The sequence below is a fragment of the Microbacterium schleiferi genome, assembly GCF_015565955.1.
In the GTDB taxonomy this organism is placed as follows: Bacteria; Actinomycetota; Actinomycetes; order Actinomycetales; family Microbacteriaceae; genus Microbacterium; species Microbacterium schleiferi_A.
Genome location: NZ_CP064760.1, coordinates 2,412,867 through 2,436,953 on the forward strand (window position 1 = coordinate 2,412,867; position 24,087 = coordinate 2,436,953).

Consider the following 24,087-nt stretch of genomic DNA (forward strand, 5'->3'; position numbering starts at 1 on the left):
CGCAAGGAACAGGCGCATGAAGATTCTCCTCGTCGAGGACGACTCCGGTCTCGCCGACATGGTCAGACGCACTCTCACCGAGGCCGGCTACGCGGCAGATGTCGCCTTCGACGCGCCCTCGGGAATCGAAGCGTTCGAAATCGACCCGACGTACGACCTCGTAATCCTGGATCTGATGCTGCCCGGACTCGAGCGAGGTGGCATGGCCGTCTGCGAACGGATCCGGGAACTCAGCAGCGGGGTGCCGGTCCTGATGCTCACGGCGCTGGATTCGATGCGCACGAAGGTCCAGGGGCTGGATGCCGGTGCCGACGACTACGTCGTGAAGCCTTTCCATGTCGCCGAGCTCCTCGCCCGGGTGCGGGCGTTGCTGCGACGCTCTCCCACGGCTCATGCACCGGTGCTCAGCGCGCAGGGTGTGAGCCTGGACCCGGCGACACGGACGGCGATCCGGGGCTCGAGGCGAATCGAGCTGACGGCGAAGGAGTTCGCTGTGCTGGAATACCTCATGCGCAACACCGGACGCATCGTCAGCAGCAGTGAGCTGATCGACCACGCTTGGGACAGCAACTACGACGGCTTCAGCAACGTCGTGCAGACCTATGTCCGCTACCTCCGCCAGAAGCTGACCGCCGATGGTGAACCTGACATCATCGTCACCCGACGCGGCTCGGGCTACACGATCAACCCTGACGCATGATCTTCCGCCGGGCGTTGATCCGCCTCACTCTCACCTACGCCCTCGCGCAGCTCGCGGTGTACGGTGTGTTCGCCCTCGCGGTCTATCTGTACGTCGTGAGCACCTTCGACTTCGACCCAGAGAGCACCGAGCCGGGCGTCATGTCCGCCGAGCAGGGCTTCGCCACCCTCCGTGAAGCTCTCCTGGTCGCGTTCGCCGTCCTGGTCGTCGTCATTCCGCTCGCGAGCTGGATCATGGCGCGATCCGCGTTGGTCCCGATCCAACGCAGCTACGAGTTGCAGCAACGATTCATCGACGGCGCCTCGCATGAGCTGCGATCGCCGCTGGCGCTCATCCAAGGCGAGCTGGAGCTGGCGCTGTCTCGTTCACGCTCACCCGCTGAGTACCGCGCTGCGATCGAGACCGCTGCCGAAGCGACGCACGTTGTGGTCGCGCTGACAAACGACCTGCTCCTTCTGGCGCGCGGTGACAGCGATGAACTCAGCGAGTCCTTCACCACCGTCGATGTCGACGACCTCGTCGCACGCGCTGCAGGCGCAGGCGCAACCGTTCCGCACGTAAGCGTCGACTGCCGTTCCGGCGCCCACGTGATCGCGAGCCCCACATTGCTCGCGCGCGCGGTCTCGAACCTCGTCGACAACGCGTCCAAATTCACTCCGCCCGAGGGGCAGATCGCCGTGACGACGCAGGCGACGGCCGACGCCGTCTTCATCACAGTCGCGGATACGGGTGTCGGGATGACACCCGACGAACTCCGCCACGCCCGAGTGCGGTTCTGGCGGGCAGACACCGCACGCTCTCGCACCGGCCACGGGCTCGGACTAGCGCTCGTCGACTCGATACTCGCCGCCCACCACGGCTCCCTGGAGCTGCGGTCGCAGCCAGGACAGGGCACGACGGCAACCATCAGATTGCCGCTGACGACCAGTCGCGGTCTCTCACGGTGATCTCACGCGCCCTTTCCTAACGTCGAAACATGGAGCTCCCCCGGCTCCACCCGATGAAAGGAACAATCGTGAACAAGAAAGCCGCATGGATCGGCGGTCCCGCCCTGGCCGTCGCGCTGATGCTCGCCGGCGGAGCAACACTCACAGCCGGCGCAGCCGCGCCGACCAGCACTCCCACTGTCGCCGTCACCGAACCCGCGACCACATCGACGACGCAGGACGCCGAGACCGCCGACGACAACGAGACAGCTGACGAGGCGGGTGCCGACACCGACAACGTGCAGGAAGGCCCCGGAAACGAGTCCGAGACCGAGGACACCAGCGACGACGTCAACGGCGTCGACGTGGAAGATGGCACAGCGGACTGAGCCGCGTCCGTGCGCGGGCAGGACCCGACTGCCCGCGCACGGAAGAATACGGTCATGATCGGCACCGCACGCCACCGGCGCGTTCCTGGATGGGTCGTCGCCACCGTCGCGGCCGCGGCCTTCGCTGCGATCGCGCTCATCGGCGTTCTCATCACCTCGAACCCGGGATGGTCCGCCCAAGAGATACGGATCGTCATCGCGGTCAACGGCACGTCGACCGCGGCGCTGGACGCCATCGCCCACACGATCGCAGTACTCCTCGGCCCCACGGGGGCGGCAGTCATCACCCTCGGGGCAATGGCACTGGCTGCGCTCCTTGCACGATCGTGGGTCCTCGGATTGCGGCTCGGCATCCTCATCGGGTTCTCGTGGGGCACCGCAGACTTGGTCAAGGCGCTCGTGCAGCGCCCCCGCCCCGATCCTGCCCTCCTTCCCTTCCCGCCCGCCGTCGAGCCGACCACGTTCAGCTACCCGAGCGGTCACACCGCGTTCGCCGTTGCCCTCGGCGTGAGCGTGTTCGCGCTCCTCACGCTGGCCCGGGCGCGGTACATCACGCTTGCGGCAGCGATCATTCTCGTCGCTGCAACGGCGTGGTCGCGGGTTTATCTCGGCGTGCACTACCCCACAGACACGCTCGCTTCGATGTTTCTGGTCCCGTTCCTCGTGTGGGCGTTGGTGCGGTGGACGGGCCGGATTTCGCTGTTCACACGTAAGGGTGCGGACCGCGCGCACGCGGCATCTTCGGGCCGCTGGCAGCGTCAGCCTTGAGAGTACGCCGCAGCCTTCTCGCCGATGCTGGTGGTGCTCAACACGACGACGCATCCGACGATCGCGATCAGCAACACGACGGTGATGGTTCCCGTGCCAAACCCTGCACCGCCGCGCCCTGGTGAGACGGCGAGCCAGTCAGCGAACGATGCGCCAAGTGGGCGGGTGAGGATGTACGCGATCCAGAACGCGACGATGGCATTCAACCGGAAAAAGCCGTAGCCGACCGCGGGGATGGCGATCAGCGCCGCGAAGAGCACTCCCGACATCAGGTACCCCAGACCGAGCGCGTTCGCGGTCCAATCGCCCGCCGCCGTCCCCAGGGCGAAGGTAAGCAGAACTGTGGTCCAGTAGAACGCTTCACGCCGCGTGGTTCGGATCGAGTGGATGGACAACGTGTGCTCGCTGCGCCACCACAGCGCGAATGTTCCAGCAAGGGCAACAGCGAACACCGCGGTGGAAATCGCGTAGGGGATGCCGAACTGGACATGCACGATGTCTGCGGCCATGGTTCCGAAGACGCTGACCATCCCGGCTGCGGCCCAATAGATCGCCGGGACATAGCGGCGCGTGCGGAACTGCAGCGCCAGGGTCCCCGCGAGGAGGATGAAAGCAGCCCCGACCGCGATGACGGGCTCGATCGTGGTGACCAGGAAGTCGCTCCCGGTCTCGCCCATGGCGGTGGTGAGCACCTTCACGACCCAGAACAGTGCGGTGACGTGCGGAACCTTGTCGGCCATGGCTCGGGCGCCGCGTGTGCGGCCGGCGATCAGGGCCATCATGCCGGAAGGGTGGTCAGAAGCGACTGGAGCGCGGCCAGTTCCGCTGACTGGTCCGGAGACGAGGACCGCACCGCGGTGAGTGCTTGATCGATCTGGTGGTCGAGGTAGCTCCATGCCTGGCAGTCCGCAGCGTTGAGCGTGTCCTGATCGTCATCCCACGCTGTCTCCAGGTCGGTGATACGCGACGTCGCCGCGGCCTGGTCACCCTGCTGCACACTGTTCACGACATCAGAGACGATCGTTCGGAAGGCCGCGGTCGCATCGCTGGGGAAGTTCTGCATCACAGCCGCGCTGGCCTCCGACTGGTCGAGTGGAGCGGCGTTCGCTTCGCAGGAGGGCGCGGGGCCCTCGTCAGCGAGTGCGCTCTGGTGCGGTTGCGCGTTGGTGAACGCCAACAGCGCAATCGTCGCGATCGCTATGACTCCGAGTGTGCTGTGGGCGGCGCGAGCCCGCGCCGGAGTGCGCGAAGCTGCCCGCTCAGTGTGGCGCTCGGTGACGTCGGAGTGGCTGAACGAGAGATAGACGACGACGGCGAGAATCGCGACGAGGAAGATCACGCTGGTGAGCATGGTTCCCAGGCCCAGCCCCTGCTCGTCGGCGGGGAGGGCGAGGAAATCGCCGATATTCGCGCCCAGCGGGCGGGTAAGGATGTAGGCGATCCAGAAGCTCAGTACGGGGTTGGCGCCGTATCGCCACAGTGCGGTCACGATGCCGATGAGGGTGAGCGGCAGCAGGATGGACAGTCCGGGACCCCATCCGGTGAGTTCGAGCGTCCAGTCGCCGGTCGCGGTTCCCAGCGCGAATGTCACCAGCACGGCCAACCAGTAGAACGCTTCCCTGCCACGGGTGTTGATGCTGTGGATCGAGAGGGTCTTCTCCCGCCTGTACCAGATCACGAAGACGACGGTGAGCAGTGCCGCAAACAGGAGAGTGCTGAGTCCGAGAGGCACCCCGAGCTGGTCGGTGAGGATGTCGGTGTAGAGCGTGCCCGTGATGCTGAGCACAACCACGGTGAGCCAGTACACGCCGGGAACGTATCGAGTGAGCATCATCTGGCCAGCAAGGACAGCTGCCATGAGGAGCGTGAACATGAGCGCGGTGTTCATCAGACCCACGCCCAACGTGCTGTTGATCCAGTCCGCGAAACTCTCTCCGACAGTCGTGCACAAGATCTTGATGATCCAGAACCAGATCGTGACTTCAGGAACTTTGTTCAGCAGGTGCCGGGCAGTGCCCCGGGATGTCAGCGCGGAAGCGGTCATAGTCTGACCCTCCAAGGCGGACCTGTGGCATCACCTCAAAGAACGAGCCGACATTCTGAAACTTCTTACAGGAACACCGCCATGGGTGTGAGGCTCAGAGAGCCGCGCGCACAAAGGGAAGAGTCACCCGAGCGCGCACACCACCATCGGGCTTGTTCTCGAGCGTGACTGATCCTCCTGCGGCCTCGGTCGTTGCGGCGACGATTGCGAGCCCGAGACCGGCGCCTTCGCTGCGGCGGGCCGAGGAATCCGGCCGGGAGAAGCGGTCGAATGCCCGCGGCAGGAAGTCGGGGTCGATTCCCGGTCCATCGTCGTCGACGACGAGCGCGAATTCTGCTCGGGTGGCGAGCACCGTCACCCCGACATACCCGCCCGACTCAACTATCGCGAGAGCGTTGCTCACGAGGTTTTCCGCTATGCGGCCGAACGCTTCGCGGCGCACCGCGACCTGTCCGCCGGCATCCGGCGCCATGCCAACATCGAGCTCCACGCGGACAACACGCACACCGGCCGCGAGGCGTGCGCGGTCCACGGCGAGGCCGACTTCTTCGACAAGCTGAACGACGGACGAGGTGTGGCGAGAGACCTCACCGGCTTCCAATCGAGACAGCTCAAGAAGCTCAGCGACCAAATGCGCCAGGCGGCCAGTCGCCGCCCTGGCGTCGTCCAAGTCTTTCCTCAGGTGGTCCGGGTCTTCTGCTCGGATGAGTTCAAGTTGGGCCTGCAACACCGCCAAGGGCGTGCGCAGCTCGTGGCTAGCATCCGACACCATCTGACGCTCGCGCGCGGCCGAGCTCCGCAAGTCCGAGATCAGACCGTTCAGCGTCTCTGCCAGCGCGCTGATCTCGTCGCGCGCCGGACCGACGGGAAGGAGATCCTGCGAACCGGAAGCGACGATGCCTTCCGCGCTGTGCCGTAGTCGTGTCACTGGACGCAACGACGCACCGGTAACCAACCAGGACGCACCGGCGAACACCAGCACGATCAGCCCGATGCCCACGAGCAGCCCGGCATCCAGACGTGCCATCACGACCTCGGACGCCCCTTCGCTTCGTGCCGCGACCACGGTCCAGGTCCCCCCGACCCCGGTAACCCGTTCGCCCAGCACCTGCCACTGCGACCCCTCGACCACAGTCGTCATCGGAGTCTTTGGGAGGCGGGTCATGTCGCCGAGCTCGTTCTGCAGGGCCACAGGGAGCGTGGACACCTGCACCGTCCCTGTCGGGTCGACGACGGCCACCAGCTGCCCCTCGGCGGGAACGTCCACCACATCGCCGGGCTCGTCGCGGATCGCGGTCGCGAACGACGCAAGATCCGACGCCAGCAGGCTCGACGCCGCGTCATCGACTAGGCGCTCGACGAAAGCGTGCACCAACAGCCCGACGACAGTGAACACCGCCAGCGCCATCAGCACAGTGCCGATGCCGATTCGCGCGCGGATCGACAAGCGACGGAGATGCTTCACGTCATTGCCACGAGTCGGAACCCGATGCCACGTTCGTTTCGGATCGCGATGCGCGCGTGAGCGTGATTGAGTTTGCGACGCAGATAGCTGACGTACTGATCGACGAGGTTCGGATCGGCATGCGAAGTGGTCCCCCACACGTCGCCCAGGATCTCGTCCCGTGTGACGGTGGCGCCCGCCCGAGCCATCAGGGCCAGCAGCAGCGCGAACTCCTTCGGGCTCAGGTGCAAGGCTTGTCCGTCGACCTCTGTGTCCCGCTTCACAGAATCCAGCGTGACACCACCCACCGTGAGGCGAACCGGAACAGAGCCCGCGTCACGCCGCTGCAACGCTCGGAGCCGCGCAGCGAGTTCGCGAAACTCGAACGGCTTGACCAGATAGTCGTCTGCACCGGCATCCAACCCGTGAACCCTATCGTCGACATCGTCTCTTGCGGTCAGCATGAGCACCCGGATAGCCGGATCCATCTCGCGCAGGCGACGGCAGAGCTCAAATCCGGACATGCCTGGAAGCATCACGTCCAACACCGCGATCTGTGGTCGTTGGTCATCCGCGTGAATCAGCGCCCGTACCCCGTCAGCGAGCAACGTCACCGCATACCCTTCGGCAAGCAGTCCGCGCTTGAGCATGACGCCCATCTGCGGATCGTCCTCAACGACAAGCACGTCAACTGCGGCAGTCAGGTGCGCCATGCATCCATTGTCGCGGCGAGCGGCGCAGAGTCGTGCGCGCTGCGGCGAAGCTGCGCACGCACCCGAGCGAGAAGCTCGCTGGGGTGGAATGGCCGAGCAAGACAGTCGTCGGCACCGGCATTCAGTCGCTCAACCCTCGCTCTCGCCGAATCATTCGCCGTCAACATGACTACCGGCACGTCGCTGACCTCCTTGATCCAGCGGCATAGCGCGATGTCCGCATCCGCCGAGTCGGAGTCGGCCAATTCCAGCACGACGAGGTCGAGCACCGCGGTGCTCCTGAATGCTTCGAACCCCGCGTCCGCCTCGATTGCGTCAACACATACGTAGCCCGCCTCGGACAGAATCTGACCCACCCTCTGCGCGACGAACCTGTCGTCTTCAATGATGAGAATCACTTTCCATCTCCTCTCACCACGGGGCCGTCAATCACACACCGCCGCGCCCTCAAGTAGAGCGACCATACAAAGCCCTAAATGAGACCAGCATGAGAGCATCCCGCCGCGAGCCACTGTTCACCGCTTTATTCCTCACGTGTGGATCTTTTCCGGCGGAGGATCACATCTTCATCGTCGACATTCGGGGTGCAAGTGGTCGTAGGATCGCCACCGACCGGGGCAGCCGACATTGACAGACGGTCGGAAGGAGTACGCCGCGCAACGTGTCGGGTCAGTGCCCCTGGAGGGACTCGAACCCCCAACCGTTTCCTTAGGACGGAACTGCTCTTCCATTGAGCTACAGAGGCTGGCGGCATCCAGTCTAGGACGTTCGGGGTAAGCCCTCGGCGCGCCGCAGGAAGAGAACGGCGATGCCTGCGGCGAGCAGACACATCGCGACGACGCTGCCCGCGACGCCAGGCCAGCCCAGGCCGACCAGGGCGAAGCCCAGCAGCCATCCCAGCAGACTCGACCCTCCGTAGTAGGCGAGGTAGTACAGCGAGGATGCCTGCGCCGTGGCTCCCCGCGGAGCGCTCGCCGGCGTCCACCCCGAGGCGATTGCGTGCGCCGCAAAGAACCCCGCGGTGAGCACGAGAAGTCCAACCAGCACGAGCGGCAGCCAGCTCGAGAGAGTGAGAAGGACGCCTGCCACCATCGCCGCCGTCGATCCGATGAGCACCGGAAGCCTCCCCCATCGGGAGGCGAGCGCGCCAGCCTGTGGAGACGACACCGAGCCGGCGAGATAGGCGAGAAACAGCAGGCTCATCTCCCAGGGCGGCAGCGAGAAGGGCGGCGCGATCAACACGAACCCGAGGTAGTTATAGATCGCGACGAATCCACCCATGAGAAGGAATGCCTGCGCATAGAGAGCGAGCTGGATCGGCGAACGGAGGCTCGCGAGCACCTTCCTCAGAAGTCCGTCGGTCTGCCCGCGCCCGTGCGTGAAACCTCGGGCGGGCGGTGCGATCCGCGCGAACAGCGCCGCGCTGATGAGGCACAGGAGCGCGACGGCGAGCACCCCGATCCGCCAGGAAGCGGCATCCGACACGGGCCCCGCGATGATCCGGCCCGCCAGGCCGCCGACGGTCGTTCCCGCGATGTAGCTGCCGGCCACGCGCACGGCGTGGGTCGCATCCACTTCCTCGCTCAGGTAGGCGAGGGCGATCGCGGGCATCGCTCCCAGCGCCGCGCCTTCGATGAAGCGCGCGATCAGAAAGACCTCGAGGGTCGGGGCGAAGGTCGCGAGGATGCCGACGCTGGTCGCCGCCAGGATGCCGATCGTCATGGCCGGCAGGCGTCCGATGCGATCGGCGGCGCGCGACCACGGGATCACGGCGAGCGCGAGCCCGAGCGTGCACAGCGAGACTGCGAGCGCGGCGGTTGCCGGCGTGACGGCAAACTCTTCCGCGATGAGCGGCAAGACCGCTTGCGGCGAGTAGAGCTGAGCAAACGTTGCGATGCCGGCGAAGAAGAGACCGATCACCAGGCGTCGGTAGGCTGCGTCCCCCGGTGCATGACCTGAGAAGCGCTCCACGCTCTCACGCTAGTGGGCAGATGAGGCCCGTCTCGCCGAGACACATGCCGCGAGCCGAACATGGGAATCCCCTGGGTATGACCCTTCTCAGGTTGCGACGTCCGCCAACTCTCGGAATCGTGGCTGGCCCAGAGACCGCAACGGAAGGAGAGCACAAATGCTCACCATGACCGACACCGCGGCTGAGGCCGTTAAGACAATCGTCGCCCGCGTGCCGCAGGCAGCTGACGGCGGTCTTCGCATTCGAGACGCTGGCGCAGAGACCGGCTTCGAGCTCAGCGTGGCACCCGCCCCCGAGCCCGACGACACGGTTGTTGTGACCGAGGGAGCTCGCGTCTTCCTCGACACGGCTGCCTCGCTCGCGCTCAACGATCGCGTCCTCGACGCGCAGCTCGAGCAGGACGGCACCGTCCGCTTCGCGCTCGCCGCTCAGGGCTGATCCCCCAGTCAACAACGGCCCCCGATGACTTCGGTCGTCGGGGGCCGTTTGGCATGCAGCGGGGAGGCCAATCGATGGATGCTGGACTGCCCGGTCAGTTCGCATGCCTGAGATTCCGGGCCGCGACACGGTCGCCAGACCACCCCAGCGGAGGTGGCTCTTTGTCGCCAGAGCCGAACACGGTCGAGTGGAGGGTGAAAGGAGCCCGCCCGTGTCTCTCGCCATCCTCATCCTCATCCTGCTCGCCGTCATCATCGTCAGCGCATTCGCCGTCGCCCGCGAGATCGCTCGCGACGGACACGGTCGTCGCCCCTCGCTGAGCGACTACAACTCTCGCCAGCCCGCCCCCTGAGCGCTGCCCGGTCAGTGGAAGTCGCGTGAGCGATGCTGCACGCCGACGCGCAGGTCTTCGAAACGGTCGGCGAGCACGTTCGTGACCCCCTCGGGTGAGCGTTCCAGCATCCCGCGCACGATGAGTGCGGGAGCGTCCCGGGCGACGCGTCGATAGCGATTCCAGACACCGACCGAGCAGATGATGTTGACGACACCGTGCTCGTCTTCGAGGTTGAGGAAGGTGATCCCGGATGCCGTCGCCGGGCGCTGCCGGTGGGTCACGAGACCCGCGACCTCGATGCGCCGCCCCGTTTCGTGAGCGCGGAGCTCGCGCGAGGTAAGCACGCCCCGGGCATCCAAGGGAGCGCGGTAGTGCGTCAGCGGATGGTCGTCGGTCGAGATCCCGGTGGCCCAGAGATCTGCGGCGAGGATGTCGTAGCTCGTCGGATCGGTGAACAGGGGAGGCTGTACCGATACGAGAGAGTCGGGCAGGTACTCGGCGCGGTCCTGCGCGGCAGCGCCCGCCAGCCACACGCCCTCCCGGCGTGAGATCCCGAGACACTCGAAAGCCCCCGCCGTAGAGAGCGCCTCCAGCTGCGCCTCGGTCACCCCCGTCCGGCGCACGAGATCTCGCAGATCCCGGAACGGACCGTGGGCCTCACGCTCGGCGACAATCCGTTCGGCGGTGGGCTGCCCCACTCCCTTGACGCCCGCCAGCCCCAGCCGCACCGCGAAGCCGCCATCACGCCGGTGCGCGGCGGATTCGTCCGGCGCATTCCTGTCGAACCGGCCGACCGGCGGCTGGATGCGGTGCGTGCAGGCATCCATTCCCGTGGGTTGGCGTTCGACGGATGCCTCGCCCGGTGTGACCGGCTCGACCCCGGCCCACACGCCCGAAGCATGAAGGTCGGGGCGGCGCACCTCGACACCGTGGCGGCGGGCATCCGAGACGAGGGTCGCCGGCGAGTAGAACCCCATCGGCTGGGCGCGCAGCAGTCCCGCCAAAAACGCCGCCGGGTAGTGCAGCTTGATCCACGAGCTGGCATAGACGAGGAGGCCGAACGAGAGGGAGTGCGACTCGGCGAACCCGAAGTTCGCGAACGCCTGGATCTTCGCGTAGATCGCGTCGGCATCCTCTCCGACGAGGCCGTTGCGGGCCATCCCCTCATAGAGCTTCTCGCGCAGCGACTCGATCCGTTCCAGCCCGCGTTTGGAGCCCATCGCGCGGCGCAGCAGGTCGGCATCCTCGGGCGTGCAGTCGCCGATCGCGACGGCCATCTGCATGAGCTGCTCCTGGAACACCGGCACCCCGAGCGTGCGTTCGAGCACCGGCTCGAGCTTCGGATGCGGGTAGGTGACCTTCTCGTCCCCGAGCTTGCGACGCACGAACGGATGCACCGCGCCGCCCTGGATCGGGCCGGGGCGGATGAGGGCAATCTCGATCACGAGGTCATAGAACCGGCGCGGCTGCAGGCGCGGGAGCAACCCCATCTGTGCGCGCGACTCCACCTGGAACACCCCGATCGAATCGGCCCGGCACAGCATGTCGTAGACCGCGGCCTCCTCCTTGGGCAGCGTCGCCAGCTCCCACCTCTCCCCCGTGGCGGCATGGATCATGTCGAAGCAGTACTGCAGCGCCGCGAGCATCCCGAGGCCCAGCAGATCGAATTTCACCAGGCCCATCCAGGCGGCGTCGTCTTTGTCCCACTGGATGACGGTGCGATTGTCCATGCGCGCGTGCTCGATCGGCACGACCTCGCCGACGGGTCGCTCCGTGAGAACCATGCCGCCCGAATGGATGCCGAGATGCCGCGGCGCCTTGAGCAGCTCCCCCGCGTACGCGATGACCTGATCCGGAATGTCGTGGTCGGGGCCACTCTCCAACGACGCCCCCCAACGCTCGACCTGCTTGGACCAGGCATCCTGCTGCCCCGGCGAGTACCCGAGCGCCTTGGCCATATCGCGCACGGCGTTCTTGGGGCGGTACTGGATGACGTTCGCGACCTGCGCCGCCCGGTCCCGGCCATAGGTCGCGTAGACCCACTGGATGATCTCTTCGCGCCGGTCGGAATCGAAGTCGACATCGATGTCGGGTTCTTCGTCGCGCAGGCTCGAGAGGAACCGCTCGAACGGCAGGTCGTAGGCGATCGCGTCGACGGCGGTGATGTCCAGCAGGTAGCAGATGGCACTGTTGGCCGCCGACCCTCGCCCCTGGCACAGGATGCCGCGACGCCGCGCCTCCTGCACGATGCCGTGAACAATGAGGAAGTAGCCGGGGAAGTCCTTCATCTCGATGACGCCGAGTTCCCGTTCGATGCGGTCACGATCTTTCGACGCCAGGTCGGGGTACTTGCGGGGAACCGCCTCCCAGACCAGGTGCCGGAGCCAGCTCATCGGGGTGTGCCCCTCGGGGACGGGGAGTTTCGGGAGGGCCGGCTTTGCGCTCCGCAGCGGAAAGGCGAGGTCATCGGCGAGCGCCACCGTCTTCGCGACGGCGCCCGGGTACCGGGCGAAGCGTTCGGCCATCTCGGCGCCCGAACGCAGGTGCGCGCCGGCATGGGCGGGGAGCCATCCATCGAGCTCGTCGAGGCCCCGGTTCGCGCGCACCGCGGCAACGGCCGCCGCCAGCTGCGCCCGCTGCGGGGCGGCGTAGTGGACGTTGTTGGTTGCGAGCAGCGGCAGGCCGCGGTTGGCGGCGAGCGCGGCGAGGATGTCGTTGTCCCGCGTGTCCGACGGGTTGCCGTGGTCGATCAGTTCGACGTGCACCGACTCTCGCCCGAAGAGGGCGACCAGCTCGTCGAGGGCGGCGGCCGCAGCATCCGCGCCACCGCCTGCCAACGCACGACGAACGGCACCCTTGCGGCATCCGGTGAGCACCGCCCACTCCGAACGGCCCCGGCTGCCCGAGAACCCGTCGAGACGCTCGTCTCCTCGGGCGAACGCGGCGAGCTGTTCGAGGTCGTAGTGCGGGCGGCCCTTCTCCGCTCCCTGGAGCTGAGCCCGGGTGAGGGCCGACGCGAGACGGTGGTACCCCTCCTCGTGGCGGGCCAGCACGAGCAGGTGCGCACCGACGGGATCGGGTTCGCCGTTTTGCGGCTTGGGGAGTTCGAGGGACATCTCCGCGCCGAACACCGTCTGCAGGCTCAGTTGCTCGGCGGCCTCGGCGAACCGGACGATGCCGTAGAACCCGTCGTGGTCGGTGATCGCGAGCGCGTGCAAGCCGAGCCGCTCGGCCTCTTCGGCGAGATCCTCGGGGGAAGACGCCCCGTCGAGGAACGAGAACGAGGAGTGCGCGTGCAGTTCGGCATACGGAACCGTCTCGGCAGGGCGCTCGATCGCCGGGGCGACGTACGGCCCGCGCTTGTGCGACCACGCCGGGCTGTCGCCGCCGTCCCCGGGTGGCGGCTTCGGACGCCGGCGGTCGCTGAGCAACCGTTCCATCTCCGACCACGGCACCGATGGATTGTTGAACCCCATCAGTCGTACCGTCCCTCGGCATGCCAGGCTCCCTGTTCGCACACCAGCAGCCACGCGGTCTGATCGGCGTCCACGACCTGGAACCGATGCGCGCGGCGCGCGCGGGCGGCATCCCAGGCGCGTTCGATGACCGGCCACGGCCCCGCCCACGCCGCCACGGCCCGGCGACGCCCGGTCTCGATTAAGAGCGTCGGCGTGCCGGTGAGCTGCCCGCGGTCGTCGACCGAGACGGTGACCCCGGATGCCGACACCACCTCGACGGCCACGGGAGCGGTGAACACCGTGGCCGGCAGCGGGTCGGGCAGGCTCCCCGGCCACGGGCGGGCGCGTTCGGCGGCGAGCGTGCGATGGTCGCGAGGAAGCCGGTCACCCCACGGCACCCACACCTGCCGTTCGTCCAGCCAGCGCCCACCCCCGATCGCGGGGGTCACGACACCGCGGTGCCCGAGCATCGCCTGCACGCGAGAGAGCGCATGGTGCACGCGTTCTTCGGGTCCCGAGCCGAAGATCGCCGGGGCGTGGTGAGATGCGGCATCCACCGCCTCGGGTGAGATACGAACGAGCCCGACGCCGGTAAGAAGATCGGCGGCGTCTTCGGCAAGCTGCCAGCGCACCCGGTCGACGATTGCGGCGGCATCGAACGACCCGGGATGCAGCCACACCCGCTCGCTGCGCTCCCCCGGTCACCGACCAGCTCGATGCGCACCTCGGTGCAGACCAGGTCGATCGCCCCGAGGCTGGCCAGGAAAGCATCCGCGGTCTGCCGCACCCCGAAAGCGACCTGCTCGGCAAGTTCCAGCGGGGTTCGAAGGCGATCTCACGGACAAGCTCGGGCGGCGGTACCCGCGGCTCGATCGGGCGTGAGTCGCTGCCGGCGGCAAGGTTCTGCAACCGCACTCCGCGCTCCCCCAGCCGCTCGCGCACGCGCTCTTCGGGCATCGCGGCAAAAGCTCCCAGCGTCTGGACGCCGAGCTTCGCGAGCAGATCGACGATGCCGGATCCGACGTTCGAGGCGGGGTCCGCATCGTCGAGTGCCGCGACCGATAGGGGGGCAAGGAACGCGGATGCCGCTCCCTCCGGCACGATGCGGACGGGATCAGCCGCCGTGGTCGCACTGCGCGCTGCCTGTTCGGCGGTGAACGGTCCGTCGGCGACCCCGATGCGGACATCGACGAGGCCGAGTTCCCGCATCCGGTCGAGGAGCACCCGCGCGGCTGCAGATTCACCCCCGTAGTAGCGAGCAGGGCCCCGAGCGCGCAGTGCGCAGAGCCCCGGACGCACGATCTGCACACCGGGAGCACGCTCTTCGAGCTGGGTGACGACAGGCGAGAACGCGCGGTGATCGCGCACCGGGTCAGCCGGAACGATCGCGAGGGCCGGGCACCGTGCCTGCGCGTCGCGCCGACGCTGCCCTCGCCGCACTCCGTCCCGGCGCGCTGTGGCTGAGCACGCGACGACGAGGTTCTTGTCGACGACCGCGATCGGGTCGGTGGGGTCGAGCGGGTGCGGCCCGTCCCGCGTCAGCGCGGTGACCGGCCAATCCGGCATCCACACCACAAGGCTTCGCGTCGCCGTTCGCGTCAGCGTTCGTGCGAGGCTTCGCGTCAGCGTTCGTGGGGGTGAGTCGGCAGGCATGTCACCCTGCTTCCCGGACGGGCAGCGCCTCCCGAATCGGCACCGTCTCGATCTCCTGCTCACGCGCATCTCGCACCACGGGAGAAGGCCCCCGGACGGCGTCGACGACTCCCCCGGCGCCGGCAGCAGCACAGGTCCCCGCCTCGGAGTCGCCAGGCGCCGACTGGACACCGTGACGGTGACCTCTCGTGCGTCGAGATACCCGTGCCCGCGACCAAGACCACTCCAGCCGGGATCGCTCACTGACAGGGATGCCTCGGCCTGCGGCCACGGCCCCTGCACGAGCAGCACACCGTCACGATCGCGCAGGCGAGCCGCGAACCGGGCAGCGTCGGCATCCGAGACCCGTCCCGGTGGACGCACCACCACTAGGGGCAGCACCTCGGTGATCGTGGCCGTCACCGCGAGCCATCGCGATCCCGGGTCCGGAACCATCACGAGCCGAGTCAGGTCGACTCCCAAGCGTTCCGCAGCCTCGGCGCCCAGGTTCGGCATCCCGACGACTCCGCACCACGACCCCGCCTGCGAGGGCGAAGCCAGCAGCGCGAGCAGCAGCGAGACGGATGCCGCCCCCGGCGCTACCGTGTACACCGACCCGGGCCGCAGCCCGCCGCCGGGGAGCAGCCGCGACAGCGCCGGATACGACGGCAAGACCGGAACGTCGAGGGTCCGCCCCTGCACCTGCTCGACCTGGGCTCGGAGGCGATGCACCTCAGCCAGCCGGTCACGGACGTCAGCGGCAGCCTCCGCGCGCTGTGCTCCCATGATCGCCCTCACTCCCACAGGTTAGAACGCATGTTCTAATGCGTCAATGCGATGAGAGCACGCTACGCGGGGCATCCGACATCGGAAGTTCAGCTTTTATAGGATCTCACGCCTTTAGCCGGAGCAACCGACCGGAACGATCCGACAGAACCCGATCAATCCGACCGATGTGCGCGAATAGATACTTTGTTCGAGTCAGCGTTGAAGGTTGCGCCCCTCAGGCTGTGGCGAAATCGGCAGTGGTGGCGATGCGCGCAAAGTCGCCGCCCTGGAGAACAAGCGCCGTACTCGCCATGAGCTCAGCCGCGGTTCGCCGCACAACCCCCACCCCAGGGATGACCTGCTCGAGGTCGAACGTCCGCGTCGCATCCAGCACGACTGTCACGTCATACCCGAGGTTCCCGGCCATCCGAGCGGTGGTCTCGACGCACATGTTGGTCTGGATGCCGCACACCACCAGCTCGTCGATCCCCCGCTCCTGCAGCCAGGCGTGGAGGTCCGGCTCACCATAGAAAGCCGAATTGACGTTCTTGGTCACCAGCACCGCGGCATCCGTCTTCGCGACAGCATCGACGAGCGCGTTGCCTGGGTGGGAGGGATGCAGCGGCGAATCCGGATGCCGAGAGTCGTGCCGCACGACCACCACCGGCTCCCCGCGAACGCCGCAATGAGCCGCGCGACATTGGCCTCGCAGTCGAGGTTGGCCGTCGGCCCCCAGAAGTCGAGGTCATCAAACCCCTGCTGCATATCGATCACCACGAGTGCGCGCGTCATGCCCCCATCCCACCACGCCACGCCGACACCCCCGCGAGAACATCAGGTTTTGGCACTAATCCGCGGATTCTCGCCCGACGTGGACGAAACACCATCACCGTGGCATGTGCTCTGTGAACCCACCATCCGGGATCCCCGACCATAGGAGAGTGCACATGGACGATCTCGACGAGACGCTGCGGAACGCACGTGCGAAGACCGATGATCCTGCCGTGGTCACGGCGGTGCACGTGCTCGCGGCGGCACGCACACGACGCACACCACAACGCCGCCGCATCCTGGCACCGGCGATCGGTTTCGGCGCGGCACTCGTGCTCGTCGGCGGCGGCGCCATGGCTGCCGGCGGATGGGCACCATGGAACATCACCGACCCGGATCTGGCGTTCACCCGTTCGTGGACGGATGTCGACGGGAACTTCGTTGGCTTCTGCGAGACGCGAATGAAGGCAGACGTCCTCCCGACTCAGGAGGTGCAGGATGCAGCCCGCGCCTACCTTTCCGACCTGGACATCGCAAACATGGCGCCGGACTCTGCGAGCGTCGCGGTAAGACTCGCCCACCTCGACCGCGCCGACCGGCTCTCTCACCTGATCCCGGGTGCCGACATGGCGGACTTCGACTTCACGTTGGTTGGCGGACCCCAGCCTGACCCTACTGTCAGCGACGCGCATGTCCTCCAGGAGGCTCTCGCCGTGGTGGTGTTCAACGGCATGGCCAAGTCTGTCTTCGCCTCCTTTCCCGATGACGAGTCCCTCTTCGTCAGCGGGGTCGGAGGCGAATGGCAAACCCAGTGCTCGACCGATGCGACCGAGACTCCCGCACCGTGACCGACGACGACGCCCGGTCCGCACTCACGGCGAATGCTCCGCGGATCCTCGCGTACTTCCTCCACCGCGTGGCTTCCCGAGAGGATGCCGCGGATCTAGCCAGCGAGACACTCCTACAGGCGTGGCGTTCCCGTCGGCGGATGCCTGGCGACGGCGACGAGGCTCGCCTGTGGCTGTTCGGTGTCGCCCGCAACGTGCAGAGACACCATTGGCGCAGCATCCGTCGCCGCGACGAACTGACCCGGCGCCTCATCGACACACTCGATCAGTCGCCAACCGCCGGGGCGGATGCCGGGCTCGAGGTGCGGCGTGCAGTCGACTCCCTTCCGGCTGCCCAGGCAGAGCTCATCCGGCTCGTGCACTGGGACGACCTCACACTCGAGGACGCGGCCCGGCTGCTTCGGATCCCGGCCTCGACGGCGCGGAGCCGCTATGCCCGGGCGAAGGGTCTGCTGCGGGAGGCCCTGCAAGAGCCGCCGCCGGCGCCGCAGTCAGGAGCGCAGCCGTCGGGCCCGGAGCAGGTGGCGTGGCCACCGGTGCCCGCCGCGGCGTCACCACGCCCAGCACGATCCCGGTGAGCACGAGCAGAAGCCCCGCGGTCTGCGCGATTCCGAAGGGCTCCCCCGCGAGAAAGACCCCGAGCGCGACACCTGTGACGGGATTGAGCAGCCCCACGAGCCCCACGGTGGCGGCAGGCAAGCGCCGAAGCCCGGCGAACCAGACAGTGAACGCGAGCGCCGTCGAGACGAGCGAGAGGTACGCGAAACCCAGCACCGACGTCGGCGTCAACGCGGGCGGCGGGCCGTCCACGAAAAGCGCGACCGGCAACAGCATCAGCCCACCCGCCGTCAGCTGCCACGACGCCATCGTGAGCCCCGGGATCTCGTTGCCCCACCGTCCCGTGAGCACGAAGCCGAGCGATGACGAGATCATGCCGGCGAAAGCCGCAGCAAGTCCCCATCCGTCGACCGGTTCTCCGCCGACGCCGACCAACAGCGCGACGCCCACCAATCCGATACCCGCTCCGACAACGGCGAGCACGCGCGGTCGCTGACGGCGCAGCATCCACGCGAGCAGCATCATGGCGGCGGCGGATGCCGACATCACGGTCGCCGCGACGCTCGAGGGGAGCCGCTGGCCGGCGACATAGACGAGCACGAAGAACCCGCCGACGTTGAGCACTCCGAGCACCGCCGCGCGCCACCACCACACCCCGTGGGGAAGACGGCGCGAGATCAGCAGCAGGATGAGTCCCGCCGGGAGCGCGCGAAACAGCGCTCCCCACAGCGGTGCGTCGGCGGGCAGGAACTGACGCGTGACGAAGTACGTGCTTCCCCATGCGATCGGGGCGATCGCAGTCAGCAGGATCCACCGCAGCCTTTTATCTTCCATGGAAGGAAACAATAGCTTCCGCGGAAGATTTATTCCGCTACCGTGAAACCATGGATGCCGCATCCGACCGCGTCGCACAGATCCAGACCGAGTGGCGGCGCGAACGCCCCGACATCGACCCCTCCCCGCAGGGCGTCATCGGCCGCCTCCACCGCATCGGACGACTCCTGGACCAGCGCCTCGACGAGGTCTATGCCCGCTTCGACCTCAGTTCCGCGGAGTTCGACATCCTGGCATCCCTGCGTAGAGCCGGAGCCCCCTATCAGCGCCGCGCGGGCGAGCTCGCCGGCCACACCATGGTCACCAGCGGCGGCCTCACCAAGCGCGTCGATCGGCTGATCTCGCGCGGGCTCGTGGAGCGGCGCCCCGAGGCCTCCGATGCCCGCGGCAGACTCATCGGGCTCACGGATGCCGGGCTCGCCGTCATCGACGAGGCCTTCACAGCGCACATGGCCGGCGAGCATCGCATTATCGACGAGCTCGGGCCGGATGCCGAGATGCTCGAGCCGCTCCTGCGCCGGTGGCTCGACATCCTCGAGTCACCACTCCCGGAGCGTCAGGCCGCCAGCGCCAGGTAGGGCTCCCAGGACGGATCCGTCCGGTCGGTCCCGCGCACGGTCCACTGCGCTCCCCGGGGCGCTCCCGGCGTGAGGCGCAGCTCCCACCCCATCTCTTGCGGCGTGCGGTCACTCTTGAGGTTGTTGCACTTCAGGCAGCACGCCACGAGGTTCTCCCACGAGTCGGCGCCGCCGCGCGAGCGGGGCAGGATGTGGTCGATCGTGGATGCCGATCTGCCGCAGTACCCGCAGCGATGGGCATCCCGCCGCAGCACGCCGCGGCGGGTGACCGGGATCGTGCGACCGCCCGGCACGCGTACGTAGCGCGTGAGCAGGATCACGGCGGGGCGATCGTAGGACCCGCCGGTTCCCCAGACCGGATCCTCGGGAATGTGCTCGATGACGGTGGCCTTCTCGTTCATCACGAGCACGAGGGCTCGCTTGAACGACACGACGGCCAGCGGTTCGTAGCCCGCGTTCAACACCAGAGTGCGCATTGCTGTCCTCTCGAACGGCCCGAGACGGCTTCCCGGGATTCTTCGACGTTCGACGTGGTCAGATGACGCAAGGCATGAAAAAAGGCGCTGTCTTTACAGACAGCGCCCTGGAGCCACGGTGAACCCGTGGTGTCCGAGAACATGATGCCGAAGGACGAGGCGCCCCAATGCAACCGTGGTTCGGCTGCGTGGTGTGCTGCCCATCGGACTCTCTCCCGTTCTCTTACACGTCGCGACCAGGCTAATGCACTGCGCGGTGTGCTCCGTCCAACGACGGTGAACGGAGCGTGGCGTGTCGAGAAACGGACCGGAACTCAGCCGGCGTTGGCCTGCAGCCAGGCCATCGGGTCGACGAGCGCCCCGCCGACGCGCACCTCGAAGTGCAGGTGCGTGGTCGTGGCCGATCCGGTCTGGCCCATGAGGCCGATCATCTGGCCGGCCGAGACGGTTTGACCCGCGCTGACGGTGCGGCTTCCCCAGATCATGTGCGCATAGAGGGTGGTGACGACCTGGCCACCGATGACCGAGTCGATCACGACGGCGTTGCCGTAGCCGCCGAGGCCATCCTGCGCGACGCGCACGACACCGTCGGCTGCCGCGAAGATCGGCGTGCCACCCGAGTTGAGCATGTCGAGCCCGTTGTGGTTCGGACGCGTGGGAGTGCGGAATCCGTTGATCGCCCAGTCACTGTGGAAGCTGGCGACCGGCCAACGAACAGCGCCGGAGCCCGGAGCCACCATGTTGATGTTGACCGACGATGACCCGCCGCCACTGGAGGCGAGCGATGCCGCGGCACGAGCGGCTGCCGCTGCAGCCTCTTCGGCCTTCTTCTTCTCGATCTCTTCGGGCGTGGTGGCCGAGTAGCTGTCACGGTTGAGTTCGGTCGTCGCAGCATCGGATGCGACGACGAGTGACTGCGCATCGCCTTCGGCGACCTGCTGCAGGGTCTTCGATTCCTCGGTCGGCTGGAAAGCACCGTAGGCCGGAAGGGCAACCGTAGCCACGAGGCCGCCGACGATCGCGAGGGTTGCGATGTTGCGCACAGGACCGCGGGGGCTCGCCTTGGGGGTGCGAGCGGCGGGTCGGGCGACGGATGCCGCGCGTGCGGCCTTATCCACTGCACCGCGACGGATGCGAGCAAGACGCGAGGTCTTTCTGGTCGCCGCGGCCTCGGCATCCACCGCGGTCGAGTCGTTGTCTTCAGCCAAGTAAGTCCTCCGGCGCCTCTGCGCCGGAGCGCCGACTCGTCACGTTTCGGTGCGGAGCCTGCGCTCCACTCGATCACGGGGTGCACCGTTCGAATGACGAGCCGTGAGGCAATTCGATCGGGTTCCGAGGTCGTGCTGGACTCGCTCGGACTGTACGAGGCTACCGGAAGGTAACGAACATGTCACGTTGACGGCCGGCGATAACCCCGGTCCTCACGCTGTGGAGGAGCGGATGGACCGCCGTCACGCCGCGCAGTCAGGGACGGTCGTCAACGAGGAAGATGTGGCCGGCTACCTCGACCGGCAGCTCGAGGCCGTCCTCGGCGCCGTCCATCTCGACGAGAACATACCCCTCGTTGTAGCGGTAGCTGCCGTGAGCCCCGGGCAGAACCCCCGCGCCCTTGAGCTGCTGCAGCAACTCGGGGTCGACCTGGGCGGGCTCGGCAAGCCGGCGGATCGTGCCGGTGATGGGCTCGCCGACGGCATCCAGCTTGCGAACGAGCCCCACGACGCCGGACTCGAACGTCAGCGCCGGCACGTCGCCGAGCTGATCGAGCCCCGGTATCGGGTTTCCGTACGGCGATTCGGTCGGGTGATCCAGCAGCTCGACGAGTCGGCGCTCGACCTGCTCGCTCATGACGTGCTCCCACCGGCACGCCTCATCGTGGACGTAGGCCCAATCGAGTCCGATCACGTCAGAGAGCAACCGCTCCGCGAGGCGATGCTTGCGCATGACATCGATCGCCTTCTGGCGGCCGAGGTCGGTGAGCTCAAGGCTGCGATCCTCGGTGACGACGACCAGTCCGTCGCGCTCCATGCGCCCGACAGTCTGCGACACCGTGGGACCGGAATGCCCGAGACGCTCGGATATCCGGGCCCGAAGCGGAGTGATGTTCTCTTCTTCGAGTTCGAGGATCGTACGAAGGTACATCTCCGTCGTATCGATGAGATCAGTCATGCGGAATCCTCGTGTCGGCATCCTCGTGGGGGATAAGACGAGCCTAGCCTTTTCCCCGGCCCCCGGTCCGGGCCCGTCTCGGCGCAACCCTAGAATCGGGACATGGTCGAGTTGCCCCGAGAACTTCTTCCCATCGACGGCCGGTTCGGCTGCGGACCCTCGAAAGTGCGTGGCGCTCAGCTCGAGGCTCTCGTCACGCGCGGAGCCGCACTGCTGGGTACCTCGCATCGTCAGGCACCGATCAAGAACCTCGTCGGCAGCACCCGCGAAGGTCTCGCCGAGCTGCTGCGCACCCCGGAAGGTTACGAGGTCATCCTCGGTAACGGCGGCTCGACGGCGTTCTGGGATGCCGCAGCTTTCGGCCTCATCGAGCGCCGCAGCCAGCACCTGACCTTCGGCGAGTTCGGTTCGAAGTTTGCCGCGGCGGCGAAGGCTCCGTGGCTCGAGGCGCCGGATGTCCGCGCGAGCGCGCCCGGTACCGGCGGCGTCCCGCAGCCGATCGAGGGCGTGGATGTCTACGCCTGGCCGCACAACGAGACCTCGACGGGCGTGTCTGCTCCGGTCACGCGCGTGGCAGGCGATGCCGGGGCGCTGACGGTGATCGATGCCACGAGCGCCGCCGGCGGCATCGACTTCGACGCTGCCCAGGCCGACGTCTACTACTTCGCTCCCCAGAAGAACCTCGGATCCGACGGCGGGCTCTGGTACGCCCTCGTCTCGCCCGCCGCGATCGAGCGGATCGAGCGGATCGCCGCATCCGACCGGTACATCCCCGAGTTCCTGAGCCTGAAGAACGCGATCGACAACTCGCGACTGAACCAGACCCTCAACACGCCGGCCGTGGCGACGCTCCTCATGCTCGATGAGCAGGTGCGTTGGATCCTCGACAACGGCGGACTCTCCTGGGCAGGCGCCAAGACCGCTGCCACGTCGGCGGCCCTGTACGCCTGGGCAGAAGCAACGGCCTACACAACCCCGTTCGTCGCGAACCCCGCAGACCGCTCGCCGGTCGTCGTGACGATCGACTTCGACGACAGCGTGGATGCCGCAGCCATCGCCAAGAGCCTGCGAGCCAACGGCATCGTCGACACCGAGCCCTATCGCAAGCTCGGGCGGAACCAGTTGCGCATCGCGACGTTCGTCTCGATCGACGAGGACGACGTGCGCCGACTCATCGGGGCGATCGAGTACACCGCCGAGCGGCTCTAGTCCTCGACGGGATCGTTCGACTCGGGATCGTCCGACTCATCGTCGACATCCTCGGCGTCGTCAGCATCCTCTTCGCCGTCTAGGTCCTCGGCGTCAGTGTCGTCGTCGTCAGTGTCGTCGTCGTCCGCGTCGGTGTCATCGTCGTCGTTCGCGTCGTCGTCGAGTTCATCGATGTCGACACCGTCGACGTCGCCGCTGTGCAAGAGCCGCGACCCGTCCTCGTCGAAATCGTCGACATCGAGATCGTCCACGTCATCGAGGTCGTCGTCCTCATCACCGGCGTCGCTCGCGTCGTCGACACCCGCGTCGGAGTCGTCATCCTCATCACCGGATGCCGCCTCCGCTGCCAGCGCGGCCTGCGCAGCCTGATAGTCGGCCAGACGCACCGCCCACGGCACCCACTCGGGCGCCAGCAGCGCTTCCTCCCCCGGCAGGAGCTCCACTTCCAGCACGGTCGGTTGGTCTTCACCGACCCGCGCGACGCTGACGGTCCAGAACCACCCGGGGTAGCCGCGCAGCGTGGTCTCGAAACGGAGCGAGACGACGCCATCCGCCTCGACGGTGTAACCGGCAGCCGACCCGACGGTCGCTACGGGAGTGATCTCATGCAGCGCCGCCAGAGCAAGATCGTGCGCGGCCAGCAGTGCCGGATCAGGCGTCGAGTTCATCGGCTACCTTGCGCAGCACGGCGGCGACCTTTGCACCGTGTGCGCTGCTCGGGTAGCGACCGCGTCGCAGATCTCCGCCGACGCCGTCGAGCAGCTTCACGAGGTCCTCGATGATGATCGCCATATCGTCGGCGGGCTTACGAGAGCGCTTGGCGAGACTCGCCGGCGCCTCGAGCACCCGAACGGACAACGCCTGCGGACCCCGTTTTCCGTCGGCGATGCCGAACTCGAGGCGCGTGCCAGCCTTCACCGAGGCCCCAGCGGGCAACGCGGTGGCGTGAAGGAAGACATCCTGTCCTTCGTCGGAGGAGATGAAGCCGAAGCCCTTCTCCTCGTCGTAGAACCTGACCTTGCCGGTGGGCATGGGAAACCTCGTTCTGAACAGCGCCGCAC

The 24,087-nt window shown here is 67.3% G+C and carries 26 protein-coding genes, 1 tRNA gene and 1 pseudogene; 10 read left to right on the plus strand and 18 right to left on the minus strand.

Annotation, left to right across the window (positions count from 1 at the left end; translation table 11 throughout):
• Positions 1–16: 16 nt before the first annotated feature.
• The 4 genes from IT882_RS11675 to IT882_RS11690 all read left to right on the plus strand — a co-directional run bounded on the left by IT882_RS11675 (position 17) and on the right by IT882_RS11690 (position 2,783).
• On the plus strand, positions 17–700 hold the full coding sequence (locus IT882_RS11675) for a response regulator transcription factor (protein ID WP_195691998.1): 684 nt from the start codon (positions 17–19) through the stop codon (positions 698–700).
• The gene (locus IT882_RS11680) at positions 697–1,647 is read left to right on the plus strand and encodes a sensor histidine kinase (RefSeq protein ID WP_195691999.1); all 951 of its coding nucleotides are present in this window, start codon (positions 697–699) and stop codon (positions 1,645–1,647) included. Before IT882_RS11675 ends, IT882_RS11680 begins: the two co-directional genes overlap by 4 nt.
• Before the next feature lie 68 nt (positions 1,648–1,715).
• Positions 1,716–2,015: a hypothetical protein gene (locus IT882_RS11685; protein WP_195692000.1), complete on the plus strand. Its 300-nt coding sequence runs from the start codon at positions 1,716–1,718 to the stop codon at positions 2,013–2,015.
• 54 nt (positions 2,016–2,069) lie between these two features.
• Positions 2,070–2,783 (plus strand): phosphatase PAP2 family protein, encoded by a 714-nt coding sequence (locus tag IT882_RS11690; protein WP_195692001.1) that lies wholly within the window; start codon positions 2,070–2,072, stop codon positions 2,781–2,783.
• On the opposite strand, the gene IT882_RS11695 is transcribed toward IT882_RS11690, so the two are convergent.
• The 7 genes from IT882_RS11695 to IT882_RS11725 form a co-directional block, all read right to left on the minus strand.
• On the minus strand, positions 2,774–3,565 hold the full coding sequence (locus IT882_RS11695; protein WP_229382092.1) for a hypothetical protein: 792 nt from the start codon (positions 3,563–3,565) through the stop codon (positions 2,774–2,776). The two genes, IT882_RS11690 and IT882_RS11695, sit on opposite strands and share 10 nt — an antisense overlap.
• Positions 3,562–4,827, minus strand: coding sequence for a hypothetical protein (locus IT882_RS11700; RefSeq protein WP_195692002.1), 1,266 nt, complete (start codon positions 4,825–4,827; stop codon positions 3,562–3,564). Before IT882_RS11700 ends, IT882_RS11695 begins: the two co-directional genes overlap by 4 nt.
• 94 nt (positions 4,828–4,921) lie before the next feature.
• On the minus strand, positions 4,922–6,292 hold the full coding sequence (locus tag IT882_RS11705; protein WP_195692003.1) for a sensor histidine kinase: 1,371 nt from the start codon (positions 6,290–6,292) through the stop codon (positions 4,922–4,924).
• Positions 6,289–6,984: a response regulator transcription factor gene (locus tag IT882_RS11710; protein WP_195692004.1), complete on the minus strand. Its 696-nt coding sequence runs from the start codon at positions 6,982–6,984 to the stop codon at positions 6,289–6,291. Before IT882_RS11710 ends, IT882_RS11705 begins: the two co-directional genes overlap by 4 nt.
• Positions 6,972–7,382: a response regulator transcription factor gene (locus IT882_RS11715; RefSeq protein WP_195692005.1), complete on the minus strand. Its 411-nt coding sequence runs from the start codon at positions 7,380–7,382 to the stop codon at positions 6,972–6,974. Before IT882_RS11715 ends, IT882_RS11710 begins: the two co-directional genes overlap by 13 nt.
• 275 nt (positions 7,383–7,657) lie before the next feature.
• Positions 7,658–7,729, minus strand: a tRNA-Arg gene (locus IT882_RS11720).
• A gap of 14 nt (positions 7,730–7,743) precedes the next feature.
• Entirely contained in the window at positions 7,744–8,955 is a 1,212-nt protein-coding gene (locus IT882_RS11725; RefSeq protein WP_229382093.1) for an MFS transporter, read from the minus strand.
• A 157-nt stretch (positions 8,956–9,112) separates the two neighbouring features.
• On the opposite strand from IT882_RS11725, the gene IT882_RS11730 reads away from it, so the two are divergent.
• Both IT882_RS11730 and IT882_RS11735 read left to right on the plus strand, forming a co-directional pair.
• Entirely contained in the window at positions 9,113–9,394 is a 282-nt protein-coding gene (locus IT882_RS11730) for a Fe-S cluster assembly protein HesB (RefSeq protein ID WP_195692006.1), read from the plus strand.
• A gap of 211 nt (positions 9,395–9,605) precedes the next feature.
• Positions 9,606–9,746: a hypothetical protein gene (locus tag IT882_RS11735; RefSeq protein ID WP_195692007.1), complete on the plus strand. Its 141-nt coding sequence runs from the start codon at positions 9,606–9,608 to the stop codon at positions 9,744–9,746.
• Positions 9,747–9,757: 11 nt separating this feature from the next.
• Here IT882_RS11735 and IT882_RS11740 read toward each other — a convergent pair whose 3' ends face one another.
• From IT882_RS11740 to IT882_RS16595, 5 genes are all read right to left on the minus strand, one after another.
• Complete coding sequence (locus IT882_RS11740; protein WP_195692008.1) at positions 9,758–13,204, minus strand: error-prone DNA polymerase; 3,447 nt, start codon at positions 13,202–13,204, stop codon at positions 9,758–9,760.
• Positions 13,204–13,635 carry a hypothetical protein gene (locus tag IT882_RS17140; protein WP_324253883.1) on the minus strand — a complete coding sequence of 144 codons (432 nt, stop codon included), beginning with the start codon at positions 13,633–13,635 and terminating at the stop codon, positions 13,204–13,206. The genes IT882_RS11740 and IT882_RS17140 overlap by 1 nt, the downstream gene beginning before the upstream one ends.
• Positions 13,571–15,616 carry a DNA polymerase Y family protein gene (locus tag IT882_RS17145; RefSeq protein ID WP_324253884.1) on the minus strand — a complete coding sequence of 682 codons (2,046 nt, stop codon included), beginning with the start codon at positions 15,614–15,616 and terminating at the stop codon, positions 13,571–13,573. The genes IT882_RS17140 and IT882_RS17145 overlap by 65 nt, the downstream gene beginning before the upstream one ends.
• A gap of 205 nt (positions 15,617–15,821) precedes the next feature.
• Positions 15,822–16,250 (minus strand): isochorismatase family protein, encoded by a 429-nt coding sequence (locus tag IT882_RS11750; RefSeq protein ID WP_324253885.1) that lies wholly within the window; start codon positions 16,248–16,250, stop codon positions 15,822–15,824.
• Positions 16,139–16,378, minus strand: a complete 240-nt coding sequence (locus IT882_RS16595) for a hypothetical protein (RefSeq protein WP_229382448.1) — start codon at positions 16,376–16,378, stop codon at positions 16,139–16,141. Before IT882_RS16595 ends, IT882_RS11750 begins: the two co-directional genes overlap by 112 nt.
• A gap of 155 nt (positions 16,379–16,533) precedes the next feature.
• Here IT882_RS16595 and IT882_RS11755 point away from each other — a divergent pair, with 155 nt between their 5' ends.
• Together IT882_RS11755 and IT882_RS11760 are read left to right on the plus strand one after the other, a co-directional pair.
• Positions 16,534–17,205, plus strand: a complete 672-nt coding sequence (locus IT882_RS11755) for a hypothetical protein (protein ID WP_195692009.1) — start codon at positions 16,534–16,536, stop codon at positions 17,203–17,205.
• Positions 17,157–17,612, plus strand: a pseudogene (locus tag IT882_RS11760) (RNA polymerase sigma factor); the annotation flags it as partial. The gene IT882_RS11755 and the pseudogene IT882_RS11760, both read left to right, overlap by 49 nt.
• Here IT882_RS11760 and IT882_RS11765 read toward each other — a convergent pair.
• Positions 17,578–18,597: an EamA family transporter gene (locus IT882_RS11765; protein WP_229382094.1), complete on the minus strand. Its 1,020-nt coding sequence runs from the start codon at positions 18,595–18,597 to the stop codon at positions 17,578–17,580. The pseudogene IT882_RS11760 and the gene IT882_RS11765 overlap by 35 nt on opposite strands.
• A gap of 50 nt (positions 18,598–18,647) precedes the next feature.
• Between IT882_RS11765 and IT882_RS11770 the strand changes: the two genes are divergently transcribed.
• The gene (locus IT882_RS11770) at positions 18,648–19,175 is read left to right on the plus strand and encodes a MarR family winged helix-turn-helix transcriptional regulator (RefSeq protein WP_195692011.1); all 528 of its coding nucleotides are present in this window, start codon (positions 18,648–18,650) and stop codon (positions 19,173–19,175) included.
• On the opposite strand, the gene IT882_RS11775 is transcribed toward IT882_RS11770, so the two are convergent.
• The 3 genes from IT882_RS11775 to IT882_RS11785 form a co-directional block, all read right to left on the minus strand.
• A complete protein-coding gene (locus IT882_RS11775; RefSeq protein WP_195692012.1) occupies positions 19,154–19,651 on the minus strand; it encodes an HNH endonuclease in 498 nt (165 codons plus the stop codon). The two genes, IT882_RS11770 and IT882_RS11775, sit on opposite strands and share 22 nt — an antisense overlap.
• A 314-nt stretch (positions 19,652–19,965) precedes the next feature.
• Positions 19,966–20,859 (minus strand): M23 family metallopeptidase, encoded by an 894-nt coding sequence (locus IT882_RS11780; RefSeq protein WP_195692013.1) that lies wholly within the window; start codon positions 20,857–20,859, stop codon positions 19,966–19,968.
• Positions 20,860–21,115: 256 nt separating this feature from the next.
• Positions 21,116–21,817 (minus strand): metal-dependent transcriptional regulator, encoded by a 702-nt coding sequence (locus IT882_RS11785; protein WP_195692014.1) that lies wholly within the window; start codon positions 21,815–21,817, stop codon positions 21,116–21,118.
• A gap of 102 nt (positions 21,818–21,919) precedes the next feature.
• Here IT882_RS11785 and serC point away from each other — a divergent pair, with 102 nt between their 5' ends.
• Positions 21,920–23,026 (plus strand): phosphoserine transaminase, encoded by a 1,107-nt coding sequence (serC, locus tag IT882_RS11790; RefSeq protein WP_195692015.1) that lies wholly within the window; start codon positions 21,920–21,922, stop codon positions 23,024–23,026.
• Here serC and IT882_RS11795 read toward each other — a convergent pair.
• Together IT882_RS11795 and IT882_RS11800 are read right to left on the minus strand one after the other, a co-directional pair.
• Positions 23,023–23,694 carry a DUF3027 domain-containing protein gene (locus IT882_RS11795; protein WP_195692016.1) on the minus strand — a complete coding sequence of 224 codons (672 nt, stop codon included), beginning with the start codon at positions 23,692–23,694 and terminating at the stop codon, positions 23,023–23,025. The two genes, serC and IT882_RS11795, sit on opposite strands and share 4 nt — an antisense overlap.
• On the minus strand, positions 23,678–24,058 hold the full coding sequence (locus IT882_RS11800) for a cold-shock protein (protein ID WP_195692017.1): 381 nt from the start codon (positions 24,056–24,058) through the stop codon (positions 23,678–23,680). The genes IT882_RS11795 and IT882_RS11800 overlap by 17 nt, the downstream gene beginning before the upstream one ends.
• Positions 24,059–24,087: the final 29 nt, after the last annotated feature.